The organism is Ruegeria sp. CE6 (assembly GCF_056537485.1).
Genome location: NZ_JBQFRR010000001.1, coordinates 208,255 through 223,548, shown reverse-complemented (window position 1 = coordinate 223,548; position 15,294 = coordinate 208,255). Strand labels below are relative to the sequence as shown.

The 15,294-nt window shown below is 58.0% G+C and carries 15 protein-coding genes; 7 read left to right on the top strand and 8 right to left on the bottom strand.

Features of this window, described 5'->3' with window-relative positions; all coding sequences use genetic code 11:
* Nucleotides 1-47 precede the first annotated feature (47 nt).
* The 4 genes from ACR0DK_RS01045 to ACR0DK_RS01030 all read right to left on the bottom strand — a co-directional run bounded on the left by ACR0DK_RS01045 (nt 48) and on the right by ACR0DK_RS01030 (nt 4,273).
* Nucleotides 48-737: an HdaA/DnaA family protein gene (locus tag ACR0DK_RS01045; RefSeq protein WP_170392125.1), complete on the bottom strand. Its 690-nt coding sequence runs from the start codon at nt 735-737 to the stop codon at nt 48-50.
* Nucleotides 738-1,811 carry an AI-2E family transporter gene (locus ACR0DK_RS01040; protein WP_170392915.1) on the bottom strand — a complete coding sequence of 358 codons (1,074 nt, stop codon included), beginning with the start codon at nt 1,809-1,811 and terminating at the stop codon, nt 738-740. It abuts the gene before it with no gap.
* Between the two features lie 90 nt (nt 1,812-1,901).
* The gene (locus ACR0DK_RS01035) at nt 1,902-2,876 is read right to left on the bottom strand and encodes an isopenicillin N synthase family oxygenase (RefSeq protein WP_170401499.1); all 975 of its coding nucleotides are present in this window, start codon (nt 2,874-2,876) and stop codon (nt 1,902-1,904) included.
* Complete coding sequence (locus tag ACR0DK_RS01030) at nt 2,876-4,273, bottom strand: FAD-dependent oxidoreductase (protein WP_170594715.1); 1,398 nt, start codon at nt 4,271-4,273, stop codon at nt 2,876-2,878. The genes ACR0DK_RS01035 and ACR0DK_RS01030 overlap by 1 nt, the downstream gene beginning before the upstream one ends.
* A gap of 132 nt (nt 4,274-4,405) precedes the next feature.
* Between ACR0DK_RS01030 and proS the strand changes: the two genes are divergently transcribed.
* Nucleotides 4,406-5,746 (top strand): proline--tRNA ligase, encoded by a 1,341-nt coding sequence (proS, locus tag ACR0DK_RS01025; RefSeq protein ID WP_170818770.1) that lies wholly within the window; start codon nt 4,406-4,408, stop codon nt 5,744-5,746.
* Nucleotides 5,747-5,776: 30 nt separating this feature from the next.
* On the opposite strand, the gene ACR0DK_RS01020 is transcribed toward proS, so the two are convergent.
* Nucleotides 5,777-6,133 carry a hypothetical protein gene (locus ACR0DK_RS01020; protein ID WP_170563856.1) on the bottom strand — a complete coding sequence of 119 codons (357 nt, stop codon included), beginning with the start codon at nt 6,131-6,133 and terminating at the stop codon, nt 5,777-5,779.
* Nucleotides 6,134-6,525: 392 nt separating this feature from the next.
* Here ACR0DK_RS01020 and ACR0DK_RS01015 point away from each other — a divergent pair, with 392 nt between their 5' ends.
* Together ACR0DK_RS01015 and ACR0DK_RS01010 are read left to right on the top strand one after the other, a co-directional pair.
* Nucleotides 6,526-7,812, top strand: coding sequence for a lipoprotein-releasing ABC transporter permease subunit (locus ACR0DK_RS01015; RefSeq protein ID WP_480734581.1), 1,287 nt, complete (start codon nt 6,526-6,528; stop codon nt 7,810-7,812).
* Entirely contained in the window at nt 7,805-8,491 is a 687-nt protein-coding gene (locus ACR0DK_RS01010; RefSeq protein ID WP_170392116.1) for an ABC transporter ATP-binding protein, read from the top strand. The genes ACR0DK_RS01015 and ACR0DK_RS01010 overlap by 8 nt, the downstream gene beginning before the upstream one ends.
* On the opposite strand, the gene ACR0DK_RS01005 is transcribed toward ACR0DK_RS01010, so the two are convergent.
* Nucleotides 8,475-8,912 carry a DMT family transporter gene (locus ACR0DK_RS01005; RefSeq protein ID WP_170420778.1) on the bottom strand — a complete coding sequence of 146 codons (438 nt, stop codon included), beginning with the start codon at nt 8,910-8,912 and terminating at the stop codon, nt 8,475-8,477. The two genes, ACR0DK_RS01010 and ACR0DK_RS01005, sit on opposite strands and share 17 nt — an antisense overlap.
* Before the next feature lie 97 nt (nt 8,913-9,009).
* Between ACR0DK_RS01005 and ACR0DK_RS01000 the strand changes: the two genes are divergently transcribed.
* Entirely contained in the window at nt 9,010-9,417 is a 408-nt protein-coding gene (locus ACR0DK_RS01000; protein WP_170392112.1) for a c-type cytochrome, read from the top strand.
* A 5-nt stretch (nt 9,418-9,422) separates the two neighbouring features.
* Here ACR0DK_RS01000 and ACR0DK_RS00995 read toward each other — a convergent pair whose 3' ends face one another.
* Together ACR0DK_RS00995 and ACR0DK_RS00990 are read right to left on the bottom strand one after the other, a co-directional pair.
* A complete protein-coding gene (locus tag ACR0DK_RS00995) occupies nt 9,423-10,109 on the bottom strand; it encodes a hypothetical protein (RefSeq protein WP_223116794.1) in 687 nt (228 codons plus the stop codon).
* 42 nt (nt 10,110-10,151) lie between these two features.
* Entirely contained in the window at nt 10,152-10,814 is a 663-nt protein-coding gene (locus ACR0DK_RS00990; RefSeq protein ID WP_170512305.1) for a DNA-3-methyladenine glycosylase I, read from the bottom strand.
* Nucleotides 10,815-11,148: 334 nt separating this feature from the next.
* Between ACR0DK_RS00990 and ACR0DK_RS00985 the strand changes: the two genes are divergently transcribed.
* The 3 genes from ACR0DK_RS00985 to ACR0DK_RS00975 are packed head-to-tail and all read left to right on the top strand — an operon-like array spanning nt 11,149 to nt 15,219.
* Nucleotides 11,149-12,099 carry an ABC transporter substrate-binding protein gene (locus tag ACR0DK_RS00985; protein WP_170392106.1) on the top strand — a complete coding sequence of 317 codons (951 nt, stop codon included), beginning with the start codon at nt 11,149-11,151 and terminating at the stop codon, nt 12,097-12,099.
* Nucleotides 12,100-12,109: 10 nt separating this feature from the next.
* Nucleotides 12,110-13,159, top strand: a complete 1,050-nt coding sequence (locus ACR0DK_RS00980; RefSeq protein ID WP_480734580.1) for a quaternary amine ABC transporter ATP-binding protein — start codon at nt 12,110-12,112, stop codon at nt 13,157-13,159.
* A complete protein-coding gene (locus ACR0DK_RS00975; RefSeq protein WP_480734579.1) occupies nt 13,156-15,219 on the top strand; it encodes an ABC transporter permease in 2,064 nt (687 codons plus the stop codon). The genes ACR0DK_RS00980 and ACR0DK_RS00975 overlap by 4 nt, the downstream gene beginning before the upstream one ends.
* Nucleotides 15,220-15,294 lie beyond the last annotated feature (75 nt).

The following is a 15,294-nucleotide window of genomic DNA, read 5'->3' as shown; positions in this document are numbered from 1 at the left end:
GTCCCCAGGTCTTTTGCGCGACAGGATGCGAGATCACCCTTGTCCGGTCAATTGCAGGCATCCGATTGTTCGGCTTCTGTGTTCAATAGACGCACCGCCAGCGCACGGGTGATGTCGCGTTTTTCGGTCAGCGCAATTTCGTCCAGCTGTTCGACGACGCGGGCGGCGGTTTCAAAGCTGCGATTCATGTGCTTGACCAGATAGGCTATGACATCAGGCCCCGGATTGAGCTGCCGGTCGGTGAATAGCTTCGCCAGCACTGCGCCCAGCAACGCATCGTCCGGTCCTTCAAGCGACACATGATGCGCACCTTCGGCCCGGCTTTGCAGATCGGCCAGCGGCAGATGCCACAGTTTCGGCGTCGTGCGCCCGGTCATCAGCAAGGCGTGGCCCTCGGCCAGAACCAGATTGTGCAAATGGAACAGAGTTTTCTGCTGCTCGACGTCCGCCGCGATTACTGGCACATCTTCGACCGCCACCGGACCGCGCGCCAGGTCCGGCACGTCGTCATATCGAAGCGCGGCGGCTTGTACGATTCGACCGCCGGTCTCGCCGGCCCAGACATGCGCCAGATGGGTCTTGCCCGATCCTGCAGGGCCGCTCAGCACCAGTTTGTTGCCAGGCCATGAGGTGGCAGAGATCATCGCAACAGCTAGCGCATTAGCAGGCGAGACGAAAAAGTCTTCGCGGCCCAAGGCAGTCTTGGACGGCAGATCAAAGCTGAGCTGCATGGCCATTTATTCGTCTTCCTGATTGAGCCCTTCAAGCCCGGTATATAGGCGGCTGTGCAGATACTGCTCGGTCGCAAACCGTGCCAGCACACCCAAGGCAGCCGCTACAGGTACTGCGATCAGCATTCCGACGAAGCCGAACAGCGCGCCGAAGACCGACAAGGCCAGCAGCAGCCAGACCGGGTGCAGGCCCACCGAACTACCGACGAGTTTGGGCGTCAGGAAGTTGCCCTCGGTCACCTGTCCGATAGCAAAAATACCGGCGACCAAACCGATATGTGCCCAATCCCCCCAGAACTGAAACAGGGCCAGGCCTATGGCCAGGGTGCCTCCGATCAGGGCGCCCAAATAGGGGATGAAGGTTACCAGCCCTGCAATGAAGCCGACGATCAGGCCGAATTGCAGACCGACCAGCATCAATGCGACAGCATAGTAGGTGCCGAGGATCAGGCAGACGGTACCCATTCCACGCACGAATGAGGCAAGAACGGCGTCGATTTCACCAGCAAGTCGTTTGATCGTGGGGGCGTGATCACGGGGCAAGAGCTCTCCGATCCGGGTGATCATGCGATCCCAATCCATCAGCAGATAAACCGCGACAACCGGTACGATAACCAACAGGACGACAACATTTATCGCTGAACCCAATGAGGCCAGAACGGTTTGCAGCACATCGCCGGTTTTTGATTTCAGCGTCTCGCCAAATGACACCAGCATCTGGTGGGTATTTGATTCGCGATCGAGCAAAGCCGGGAATTGTTTCTCAATAAAGGCGCGCAGTTCTTTAAAAAGGCTTGGCAAAACATCAATCAGATCCAGTAGCTGTGTGATCAACGCGGGCACAACCATAAGAATCATCAAAACAAAACCAAACACGCCGACAACGGTAATGATCCCGGTCGCAGCCATGCGCGAAAGGCCGAGTGTTTCCAGGCGGTCCGCAACGGGATCAAGGAAATATGCAATCGCACCACCGATCACAAAGGGCAGCAAGACATCGCCCAACAGGTACAAAAGCAGCACGAAAACAGCGGCGGCAATGCCCCAGTATCTAAGCTGATCCTTCACCGGCAAGGCCATGGCGCAATCCCTCGTTTGCACAGCATTGCCGTGTTCTTGGCCCATGACGCCCGGCGATGCAAGCGGTTCATGGCGAGCGATTTTTATACCCTAGTCTGTCAGAGTACCCAGTTCCGGTGTCTCACCTGTGGCCATTTCATCAGGCCAGTTGGTGCGCCAGATTTCCGCCGACCAGTGTCCGCAATGTACCTTCGGGCGATCAAAGCCGGGCAGGGCAGGCAGCAGTGGCGCAACCACCACATCGTGGCGCGGAACGGCGAAATAAGGGAAGGAATAGCGTTCACGCCCGGATCGATTAACCACGCGATGCGGGGTCGATTTCAACCGCCCGCCCGACCACAGTTCCAGCATGTCGCCGATATTGACCACGAAGCCGCCGGGCGGGCAGTCCGGTGTGATCCAGCCGCCGGTGCGGGTCTGCACCTCAAGTCCTCCGACCGGATCGGGAGCGATTATTGTCAGCGCGTCGGTGTCCTTATGCGGATGAATTCCATAGCCAAGCTCATCCGGGGATTGTGGCGGATAGTGTAGCAGGGTCATGTTGGTCATCGGGTCGCGGAAGGCGTCGCGTAGTGTGTTGGGCGGGATTTTTAACCCCACTTCCAATGCACCCAGCAAAAGATCTGTCACGCCATCAAGCTGTAGCCAGTAATCCAGTATTACCGCGCGGGCCTGGGGCACTTCTCGGGGCCAGATATTCGGGCCGTAAAGTGCGCATTCAACCCGGATCGGCGCATCTTCGGCTGCTTCGAAATGCAGCTTGTACCCTTCGTACTTATCCGCCGCGCCCGAGCCGTCATTGGGCGTGAAGAACCCCATCGGAATGTACCCACGATAGTTTTCGCGGGTGATGGCCTGATCCCATTTTCGGGCCTCGTCGATATCAAAGATCGCACTGACACACTCGCGCACCTGCTCGATGTGCTCAGGCGCGATGCCTGTCCCTGTGATCGATAGAAACCCGATGCTGGTGCAGGCATCCATGATCTGCGCGACCGTTGCCTGATACAGCGGACCAGAAGGATCAGTCAGCGGGCTGATATCTATGGTTGGAATACGCTCCATCAGTTAATTCTCACGCCTTGTCGTTCCAGTTCCTGATGCACAGGAACAAGGTTCATGCTGTCGAGATCTTGATTGCTTTTCAAGGATAACGCCGCAGCGATCCCTGCGCCCTGACCCATCACCGCACAGCAGGACATGTTGCGCGTCGCGGCGTGAGCGACCCGATCCGCGCCATGGGAACGGCCCGCAACCAACAGGCCCTTGATCCCTTTGGGCAGCATCGAGCGATACGGAATCTGCATATATCGCCCCGTGGTCGGCAAGATCAGAATGCCGTAGCCATCGATGAATTCAGGGTAGATACCGATGGAATCCTCGAACCGGCCCTGATGTCGGGCATCGGTTTCGGTCATGTTGTAGACGGCATCGATCTTGCGCGTGTCCCGAATGCCGATGGTCATTCCGAAATTGCGTAGACGTGCGTTTTCGCACCCCGGCATGAAACGGCGAAGGGCATCAATGGCCAGCATCGCCTGTCGGCGGCCTTCGATTTCACCAAAGGTCAGGCTGTCGGGGTCGGTTCCGTCAATCTGATCCATATGAATCAGGTTCATATAAGTCAGTTCTCCGGTATCGTGCATCGCCCCCCAGGTCCCCGCGATCGTGTTCAAATGAGCCGGTATCAGGCCCTCATCAATCGCCTGCTGGAAGGGTTTCTTGACGAATGGCGAGAACATGTCGTCCTCTTTGCCCGAGGTTTCGATATTCCATTCGCCACCGCCACCCCAGTCTTTATAGGTCTGCGGGTCGGCTTTGACACCTTCAATAAAGGCCCGTTTATCGACACCGGCCAGATGGAACATCACTGAGGCCGCCATCATGTCCTCGCGTGGCGTCTTGTGGGTCGGGGCGCCCGCGCGATGCGCTACATCTGCATCCCCTGTGGCGTCGATGACAACCTTGGCCAAGATCGCCTCACGTCCCGCTTTGGATTCGGTAATCACCCCAGTGATGCGATCCCCCTCCATGATCGGGGCGACGAATTGCCGGTGCAACATCGGATGGACGCCAGCCTCTTCAACCAGCTTGTCGGCCACCAGCTTGAAGCCCTCGCTGTCCAGTTCGTAGCTGAGCGATTGGCTTTCAGGCACTGCTGCACCCATCTCTTTGGCGCGGGTTTCGAACTCCATGCCGATGCCTCCGGCCTCGACAGTTTGTTCGTGGCGATACCAGGCAAAACCTTCGACGCCGACTGCCGTAATATTCCCACCCATGCAACCGAATCTATCCATCAAGGAAACTTCGGCCCCAGCGCGTGCGGCAGCCAGCGCTGCTGACAATCCAGCGGGGCCCGAGCCCACAACCAATACGTCTGTCTGATGAACAACGGGGATCTGGCGGGCGGGTTCGGTGATTGTTTGCATTGCTGCCTCGCGGTTTAACGTTTGCGCCAACATTGAAAACCCCAACGCTCGGGTCAATCAAAAAACCGACTGCGCATGGGTCGCAAAACACCGATGTGCGATTGCCCCCGGCTAGGCTTTGGAATAATCACCTTGCAGCGAAATTCTCACCCGTAAGGTTACGTTATGCGCCTCAGCCGTTACTTTCTGCCCGTTCTCAAGGAAAACCCCTCGGAGGCTCAGATCGTCAGCCACCGGCTGATGCTGCGTGCCGGGATGATCAAACAGGCCGCCGCCGGGATTTATTCCTGGTTGCCATTGGGCTTCAAAGTTCTGCGCAAGCTGGAGAACATTGTGCATGAAGAGCAGGCGCGGGCTGGGCACATCGCGATCCAGATGCCGATTCTGCAATCAGCCGACCTTTGGCGCGAATCCGGTCGTTATGACGATTATGGCCAGGAAATGCTGCGCATGCAGGACCGCCACGGTCGCGATATGCTGTACACGCCGACCGCCGAGGAACTGGTGACCGACATCTTCCGCGGCCACGTGAGCAGCTACAAAGACCTGCCGCTGACGCTCTATCAGATTCAGTGGAAGTTCCGCGATGAAATCCGCCCACGTTTCGGCGTGATGCGGGGGCGCGAGTTCTACATGAAGGACGGATACAATTTCGATCTGACCAAAGAAGACGCGCTGCACGCCTATAACCGCCACTTGGTCAGCTATCTGCGCACTTATGAGCGGATGGGTCTGCAAGCCATCCCAATGCGCGCTGATTCTGGACCTATCGGCGGTGACTACACGCATGAGTTCCTGGTTCTGGCCGATACTGGTGAATCCGAGGTCTTTTATGACAGCGCGGTAACCGATCTGACCTTCGGCGATCGTGAGATCGACTATGATAGCCGCGAACAGTGTCAGGCGATCCTCGAAGAGTTCACCTCTAAATACGCCCGCACGGACGAAACCCACGACGAAGCCCTGTTTGACCAAATCCCCGAAAACCGCCGCCGCGTGGCGCGTGGTATCGAAGTGGGGCAGATCTTTTATTTTGGCACCCAGTATTCCGAAGCTCTTGGAGCGACTGTGCAAGGCCCGGATGGCAAGCCGGTTCCGGTGCATATGGGCAGCCACGGCATCGGCGTTAGCCGCCTGATCGGTGCGATCATCGAAGCCAGCCATGACGATAAGGGCATCATTTGGCCCGAAGGCGTGACTCCATTCCATTGCGGCATTGTGAACTTGAAGCAAGGTGATGAAGAGGCGGACGCGGCGTGCGATAAACTCTACAGCGCGTTGACTGCGCTGGGGCTTGAGCCGCTTTATGATGATCGGAATGAACGGGCAGGGGGCAAGTTTGCCACCATGGACCTGATCGGTCTGCCGTGGCGCATCACAGTGGGCCCGCGTGGTCTGAAGAACGGTGTGGTCGAACTCACCAGCCGCCGTACCGGCGAAAGTGAGGAACTCAGCCCCGAAGCGGCCGTCACCAAGATCGCAGAAATCTATGAGGGCATCGCCTGAACAAGGCGGTGCAACGTTCGGCGGTTTAGCTCAGGAAGCTGAGGTCGGACGTGCGGTCAGGAAATCGCCGTCCGCTTCGCTGCCGCGTGCGACCACGATCGGGCGACCAAAGCGGCGTACAAGTTCCGCCAGTTCGAAGCCCAGAAACCGCAATCCACAGACGCGTTCGTCAGTGGTGCGATCCGTGATGCACAGCCGCCCCTGCCGGAAAGCAAGGCGATAGCCTTTGTCCCGCAGTATGTCGGCCAACCCGGCCCAGCTTGCTGCGCTTGTGAAAACTGGCCTGATCGCTGCCCGCAACAATGCGGCGCTTTCGCAATCCAGTTCTGTTGCTGCTGAACGGGCAGTAATCGGGCCCGTACCTTCCATATGTTCTTGAATACCCATGAGCGTGCCTCCGCCCTTAAACTCTTAAAATGTGTCCCCCACACAAATAGGGTGACAAAGTTTCTCACACTAATCAATTTGTGAAACAATATTTCGCACCTGAATGTTGCGATTGTGACTCAGTCGGGTGCTGATATCTCACATTGACTTCATAACTGAAACAATAAGCCCTTGTCTGTGAAGGGGTTCACAACCATTGGTATAATTTGCGGCCAGTGATTTCTCGCGCTGCCGCTGATGAGTTGGCGCTTGGGGCAAATGATTCGTTTCAAACTGTTCTTTTCGCCCCTTTATCGGGCGCAGTAACGCCGAACCGGTGTCCGCACGATAACTGGCTTGACCATCCGGCGAAATGTCGAAAGGGTCGCGAAAAATCTGAACCCGAGGCAGGAATGGCCAAATCTCCCCCGCCCTTTGCCCCTTTCGAATGGAAAATCGCCTGGCGATACCTCCGTGCCCGTAGGGCCGAAGGGGGCGTTAGCGTGATGACCTGGATCTCGCTGATCGGGATTACGCTCGCTGTGTTCGCTCTGATCGCGACGCTGGCTGTTCGGTCCGGATTCCGGTCAGAATTCGTGGGCACTATTCTTGGGGCCAACGCACATGTCACGGTGTATTCCGCCGGAGAAATCGATGCGCAGGGGCGGCTAGACCGCACCATCACGGATTTCGATGGAATGGCCGAGCGGATCGCGCAGGTGCCGGGGGTCGAACGGGCAGCACCGCTTGTCAAAGGGCAGGTGCTGATCACCAATGCGGACCGCAGTTCAGGCGTGCAGGTCTTTGGCATTCGTCCCGACGATCTGGCCGGGTTGCCCGGTATTGCAGAAAGCGAAGAGGCCTATGGTGACCTGTCACGGTTCCCGGACGGCATCGCCATCGGCTCGGGGGTGGCGCGGGCCATCGGGGCGACGGTGGGGGATCGGGTCAAACTGACCTCGCCCAACGGTGTCAAAACCGCATTTGGCACATCTCCCCGCGTGAACGCTTATGAGGTGGTCTATGTCTTTTCTGCCGGGCGCTATGACATCGACCGCACGCGCGTCTACATGCCGTTTGCCGAGGCGCAAAGCTTTTTCAACCGTGAAGGCGTGGCGGACGAGATCGAAGTGATGGTCGAGCGCCCCGAAGAGCTGACCCCGATCCTGATTCCGATCCTTGAGGCCGCAGGTGAGCGCAGCCAGATATGGACTTGGCAGGATGCCTCAGGAGGATTCCTGCGAGCGCTGGAGGTCGAAGACAATGTGATGTTCATCATCCTGTCGATCCTCGTGCTGATTGCAGCAATGAACATCGTCTCGGGGTTGATCATGCTGGTGAAGAACAAAGGGCGCGACATCGGTATCTTACGCACCATCGGGCTCAGCGAAGGATCAGTGCTGCGGGTGTTCTTCATTTGCGGGGCCTTTACGGGAATCATCGGAACAGCGATGGGCGTCGTACTGGGCTGCCTCTTCGCTATCTATATCGACCCGATTTTTTCCTTCGCGAACTACGTCATGGGTGGCGGCGTCTGGGACCCGTCCATTCGCGGCATCTACGCATTGCCCGCCGAATTGCACCTGTCTGACGTCATGAAAGCGATAGGGCTGTCACTTGGCCTGTCTTTCCTTGTCACTTATTTCCCGGCTCGTCGCGCAGCGCGGCTGAACCCGGTTGAGGCGCTGCGCTATGAGTGATGTGACTTTAAGGCTCAGCGGTCTGACCAAGACCTATCTGCAAGGCACCCCAGGAGAGGTGCAGGTTCTGCGCGGTGCCGATCTGGAGCTGCGCGCGGGTGAGGCTGTGGCATTGGTTGCGCCATCCGGGGCGGGCAAGTCGACCCTGCTGCATATCGCGGGCCTGCTGGATATCCCGGATACCGGCGAAGTCGAAGTCGCAGGGCAGGGCGCGACGGGCAAAGGGGATCGCACGCGCACAGCGATCCGTCGGCGCGATGTTGGCTTCGTCTATCAGTTCCACCATCTGTTGCCTGAGTTTACGGCGCTGGAGAACATCGTGTTGCCGCAACTGGCAAACGGTGCTTCCGAGAAAGCAGCGCAAGCCCGTGCGATGCAGTTGCTTGATCGCGTTGGCGTCGCTCCGCGCGCAGATCACCGGCCAGCAGCCTTGTCGGGCGGAGAGCAACAGCGCGTGGCCTTCTGCCGGGCACTGGCAAATCAGCCACGTGTGCTGCTGGCGGATGAGCCAACCGGCAATCTGGACCCCGATACCTCGGATCAGGTGTTTGCGGCCCTTATGGCGCTGGTCCGGGATGAGGGGCTTTCGGCGCTGATCGCGACGCATAACCTTGATCTGGCGGCGCGGATGGACCGGATGTTGCGGCTGGAGGGTGGCGTGCTCAGGCCAGCTGAGTGATTGCGACCCCGATTGCCATCACCGTAATGCCTCCGGCCCGCATTAATGTCAGCGGCGTAACCTGCGCGCCGAACAAGCCAAAATGGTCAATTGCGGCTGTGCTGATCAACTGGCCCAGCAGGACGAAGAACACCGCATTGCCCACGCCAAAATGTGGGGCCACATGGGTGATTGAAAGCACATAGAATGCGATTAATACGCCGCCCAGCAGCAGATGTTTGGGGGCTTGGGTGAGTTTGGCAAAGGCATCGGATCCACCGAGTACCAACAGCGCCAGCGCTGAAGCGACAAAGGCGATCGCGAACAGGATGACGGCGGCCGCATTGGGTGAGCCGATCAACCTGCCCAAGGCTGCATTCAGAGCGGCGAGGATGGGAACGCCGATTCCGGCGGCCAGCATGATGGCTGCGTATTGTGTCATTGCCTTTTGTCCCTGCGCCTATTTCGTTGATCTGGATCATTGCGCCAGCGTGAACTCCCGGCAAGTCTCGATTTGCCAGGCAGGAGGGAGAAAAGTGATGATCCGATCAATACTTGGCGCGGGCGCGCTGACAGTACTTACCATGATACCACAGGCCTCTTCAGCTCAGGACGTGGAAACCGGGGCCGAGCTGTATCAGCACTATTGCGCTACCTGTCATGGGCTGGATGCAACGGGGCATGGGCCAATGGCCGGGGTGCTGGTGATCCAGCCGACAAACCTGAGAACGCTGGCCGATGCAAATGGTGTATTTCCGACAGCGCGCGTCGTGGCGCGGATTGACGGGCGCGAACCGTTGGTCAGCCATGGCAGCCCGATGCCGGTTTATGGCCCCTATTTCGAAGGTAACGACACCGCGATCAAAACGCCGGAAGGGCAGCCAATCCTGACCAGCAAGCCAATCGTGGATCTAGTGGCTTACCTGAAGACCCTGCAAGTAAACTAACAAGCTCAGCGACAGATGCCATTAATCTCTGCGCCCGCCCAGGGTATCAGGACGGAGCTTTCGCGCCTGCTACCGGGCAATTTCGAGACTTCAAATTGGGCGCTTAGCATATCGTGCAGACGCTTGGTTCGAGGTGCGTCGGGGTCGAGCGCCCGGCAGCAAACATATTCCTCGACGATGGCGCCCTGCTGTTCGTAGCCATAGGCCAGAAAATCGGGCGAAGTATCAAGGTCGAACAGGTAAGGATCGTCCTTCCGGCCATGCTCTGCCGCAGCGCGGAACGGGTGATAACCAGTTGTCTTGCGATTTTGCCACTGCCAGACATGGGTTAATTCATGCGCAAGCAACATTGCCCCGATCAGGTTCACCTGATCGGGGTACTGGCTCATGTAGTCGTCCAGATACCAGTCCTTCGTGAAGTATACATGATTGAACAGCGCAACGCCCGCGGGTTTGCCGGTCACGGTTTCCTCTTTGACAGGTGGTAAGATTCGTTCACGGCAGGCAACCCGAGGGCGGGCTTTGCGGGTAAATGTAACCGCTGCGACGGGGGCACCCTCTACCAATCGCACACGATCCAGATTCAATGTGTCACCGTGGATTTTACTGACAAATGCGCGCTCGTGATCGGTTAGAGGTCGACCACAGGCTACAAATAGAAACAGCAATGAAATCAACAGGGGGCGGATCATGGCATTAAGCCTAATGCGGCAGCTCGGCGCTGCAAGTCGTTTTCAAAGGCTCATCGCCAGAACCCGGCTGATTTCCGTCAGCGATCGCCCGGATTGTCCCATCCATGTATTGAACGCGGCCTGCACCGCGGCCATTGCTTTTTTGGAGGTTGCAGGTTTGTCGATAACGCCCTCAGCGATCAGACGAGCTGTTACATCTTGGGACAGAATAAAGCTGTCCCGACCGGCAAATCGCATAGCATACTGCGCCGAAGCACCGCCAAGCCGCGATCCGCGCTTGGCGAGCATCTGTAGCAAGCCGACATAATCCTGTGATGGCCACCCGCCCAGAATTTGCCCGACGCCACCTTCCGCGCGGAGTTCCAGCAGAAACGCGGCATTGTCGCGCACTGTGGCAATCTTAGTTCCGTTGCGGACAATGCGGGTGTCCTGCAGCAGTGCGTCGAATTTCTCGTCATCCATGAATGCGCAGCGTCCAATGTCGAAGCCGTCAAATGCCGTTTCGAATCCGTCCCACTTCGATTCGATCACTTTCCAGTTAAACCCTGCCTGGAACACGGTTTTCGTAATAATCGATAACCAGCGATCATCTGACATCGCCACCAATTCGGCGATTGGTTTAGGCTTGCTTAGCTTGCTTTCCAGTTCGGCGGGGCCGCCGTGGCGATCAGCCGATATCTGGTAGATCTTTTCAAAGTGACGCATCTCCCAGACCCTCCCTTATCCAGATGCTGCCTTATTAAGAAGATTTGACAAGGCAAATCAGATCTTGAGATGAAGCGCGTGTTTTATATTGACTAGTCAATCAATATCTTTGACGGTTCCGAACTGACGGTGTTAAGTGTGTGTATTGCCGAGTGGAGCAGCAGGGATGGGTCGTGTTTTCACGCTTGATGAAGAGCGTCGGACCCGGAACAACTGTTCCCTTTCCTTTTTCGGCTAAACTTGTGCATGTTGCGAAATGTGCTGTGACCACAAATGATCCTGGGCGGGCTCGATATCGCCATGGGGCAAACGTAAAAAACAGGGAGTTGTTGTTATGAAAAAGCTAAGCGTAAGCTTTTTGGCTATCGCAGTGGCCGGGGCGGCCCATGCCGCAGATATGGGCGCGGTCGATGAACCGATCAAGCTGGCGATCAACGAATGGACCGGTCAACATGTGACCACCCATGTGGCAGGTGAGATGCTGAAGGCCGCCGGTTATAACGTAGAATACGTGACCGCCGGGATGATGAATCAGTTCCAGGCGTTGGCCGATGGGGACATTGACGCGACATTGGAAATTTGGTCGTCCAACGTGTCCGACGAATATGCCAAGAAGATTGACGAAGGCACCGTTGTTGAAATCGGCGATCTAGGGCTTGATGCCAAGGAAGGCATTGCCTACCCGGCACATGTAGCGGAGCTGTGCCCGGGCCTGCCTGCGTGGGAAGCGCTGAAAGAGTGTGCGCAAGTTTTTGCTACGGCTGAAACTCTGCCCGGTGGCCGTCTGGTCGATTACCCAGCGGATTGGGGTACGCCCGGCGCGGATCGTATGACCGGTCTTGAATTGCCGTTCAAAGCGGTCCCCGCGGGTTCCGAGGGCGCTTTGATCGCCGAATTGCGCGCCTCGACCGAGCGCAAGTCGCCGTTGCTGATCACCTTCTGGCAGCCACATTGGGCGATGTCGGCATATGACGTACAGTTTGTCGAACTGCCTGCAGGCGAAGAGGCGTGCTTTAACGATCCGTCTTGGGGCCCGAACCCCAACGCAGTGAATGATTGCGATTTCTCGCCGTCACGTATCTTCAAGGCCGGTTGGAGCGGCATGGCAGACAAGTGGCCCGCTGCCTATGAAATCCTGACTAACTATCAGCTTTCGGTCGAAGACCAGCAGCCAATGATGGGGGCGATCGACGTAGATGGTGGCGCGGTCGAAGAAGTCGTCGCGGCATGGATGGCCGAGAATGAAGACAAATGGCGCCCCGTCGTTGACGCGGCAACGCAGTGAGTCCGCTTAAGTGACTGAAGCGAATACGCCAGCCATCGCCTGCCAGAATCTCTGGCAGGTGTTTGGCCAAGGTGCCGACAAAGCTCTGACCGACGCGCTGTCTCGGTCAGGGAGTGACGCTGACAAAGCCGCCGCCGATTTGCGCGAACTGGGGTTTATCCCTGCTGTTCAGGATGCCAATTTCGAGGTCAAAGAAGGCGAGCTTTTTGTCATCATGGGCCTGTCCGGCTCGGGCAAATCGACGCTGATTCGTTGCATTTCGCAACTTCTGCCCGGTACGGGCGGCGAGATCCGTGTGGATGGCGAGAATGTCATCGGTGCATCGAAGAGGACCCTGACTGAACTAAGGCGCAAGAAGCTGGGCATGGTTTTCCAGCATTTTGGCCTGTTCCCTCATATGACCGTGGCCGAAAACGTGGCTTATCCGCTGCGTGTGCAAGGCGTCGGTAAAAAGGAACGTTTGGCGCGTGCGCAGGAAGTAATCTCGCTGGTCGGCTTGGAAGGCCGCGAAGATAGCTTTCCCCGGCAGCTTTCGGGTGGTCAACGCCAACGCGTAGGGATCGCGCGCAGCCTTGCGGTGAATCCCGATATCTGGTTTCTGGACGAGCCGTTCTCGGCCCTTGATCCTTTGATCCGCCGCCAGCTGCAGGATGAATTCCTACGCATCCAGGCGACGTTGAAGAAATCCATCGTCTTTATCACTCACGACATTCAAGAGGCGCTGAAACTGGCCGACCGCATCGCCATCATGCGCGATGGCAAGATCGTTCAGATCGGCACGCCGACGGATATCGTGCTGCGTCCGGTAGACGACTACGTGCGCGAATTTTCCAAGGACGTGGCCAAAGGCCAGCATGCTAAGGTTGCTTCGGTCATGCGTGATGATGCTGATCGTGGGCCGGATGATCCGGGCTTGACCACATCCATGACGCTCGACGCGGCGCTCGCACATTGCATGGAGCTGTATGAACCCGTGCCCGTCCGCGATGCAGACGGCAATATTGTCGGTACGGTTCATCCGTCCGATCTCGCCGCAGCTTTGCAGGTGGATGAAGCATGACCGCTGTGACGGATATCCCCGCGCGGCAGGCCCGCCTGACGGCTGGGGCGCAGGCCGCGCTGATTACCCTTGTCGTTGGCGCGGTTTGCCTTGCGCTGGAAGGCGTCGCCCCATGGCTGGTCACATGGCCCAAAGAATGGGAACTGCCTGCAACGCAATGGGTTGGTGCGTTTCTAGACTGGTTTCTGAATGGCATTAAACCGGCGATGCGGTTGTTTTCGGACCTGATGACTTATCCGATGAATGCTGCAAACTACGTGCTTGGCAGCACGCCCTGGCCGATCTTGATTGGGGTCGTCACTGCGCTGGGTTGGTATCTGGGCGGTCTGCCGATGGCGGCGCTGGGGTTCTTTGGCCTCAGCTTCGTTCTGGCTTCAGGCTATTGGGCCGAGAGCATGAATACGCTGGCCCTTGTCGCCGTATCTGTCCCCGTGGCGCTGATTATGGGCGGGGCTATCGGTATTCTTGCCAATGAAGTGCCACGTGTGAAGGCCTTCGTTCAGGCAGTACTGGACATCATGCAAACGGTGCCGACCTTTGCCTATCTGACGCCGCTGCTGCTTCTGTTTGGCTTCGGTCCGGTGGTCGGCCTGATCGCTTCGGCCATCTACGCCGCGCCACCTATGGCTCGCAACGTTATGCTGGGGCTGGAACGGGTAGAGCCCGAAATCAAAGAAGCTGCGATCATGTCCGGCGGGACGCGCTGGCAGCAGCTCTTTCAGGTCGAAATTCCTGCTGCCACGACTCAGATCATGGTTGGTGTGAACCAATGCCTGATGGCCGCCCTGTCGATGGTGATCATCGCTGCGGTCATCGGCGGCTTCAACGACATCGGCTGGGAAGTCCTTTTGACCATGCGCAAGGCGCAGTTCGGTGAATCCCTCATGGCCGGTCTGGTCATCGTTGTCTTCGCAGTGATCATCGACAGGATGAGCGGCACTTTGGCGACCGAGCGCAAGCGATATGACAGCCGCGTTGTCTGGGCGATGCTGGGCTTTGCAGTGCTATTTACCGCTGCCTTCTGGTCCCGGTTGCCGAACCCGTCTGGCCTTACAGTTCTGGACCCGATGGCCGAGGCGATTGACATCGGCCTGACCTCATTTACGCAGGCTAACGGGCCTTGGCTGGACGCACTCAAGAACAACTCTCTGTTCTATGTGTTGTTGCCCTTGCGGATCGGTCTGGACCAGGCTGTACTACCGTTCACCTGGGGGTTCCAGTGGACCCCGAGCATGAGCTGGGGTCTGTTCGCCGCCGGTGCGGCTATCGCTCTGCTGATGGCATGGCGCGGGCATCTGACCGGCGGTCTGATCGTTCTTATCCTGATCGGAATGCTGGAAACCGGCATATCAAACCTGCCTTGGCCGTTTGTCCTGACGGGCGCGGCTGCGCTGGGTTGGGTCGCGGGTGGCTGGCGTCTTGCGGCGCTGTCGGTTGGGCTGCTGTGTACCATCCTCGTTTCAGGCCTGTGGGAGCGGGCACTCCTGTCGCTCTACCTCAGCGGTGCCGCAGTGTTTTCCTGCGCAGTGGTCGGAGGGATGATCGGTCTTGCCAGTGCAGTTTGGGGACCGGTCTGGAAAGTGGTTCGCCCGATCTGTGATATGCTGCAGACGATCCCACTGTTTGTGTTCCTGATCCCGGTTCTGATGGTGTTTCAGATCGGTGAGTTCTCGGCCTTCCTAGCGATCTGCGCCTACGCCATCGTCCCGATGATCCGCTACACGCGACACGGGCTGGTCAACACACCCGAGGAAATGATGGAAGCCGCAATCTCCAGCGGCGCGACCGAGTGGCAGATCATGCGCGACGTCCGCGCGCCCTATGCCGCACCGACCATCCTACTGGGGCTGAACCAGACCATCCTCTATGCCTTCGCCATGCTGGTGATAGCGGCACTGATCGGGACAACCGGTCTGGGCCAGTCGATTTATCTGGCGCTGGGGCAGGCGGATGTGGGGCTTGGCATCTCGGCCGGTGCCGCCATGGCGATTTTAGCACTGATCGCTGATCGTATGGTGCAGGGTTTTGCCGAGGAACGCCGCAAGGCGCTGGGCCTGTAAGACAGGGCAGGGGCGGGTAACCGCCCCTTTGCCCTCACTTGATTTCGGACAAAGACCAGCGCGCTGTCTCGGCCT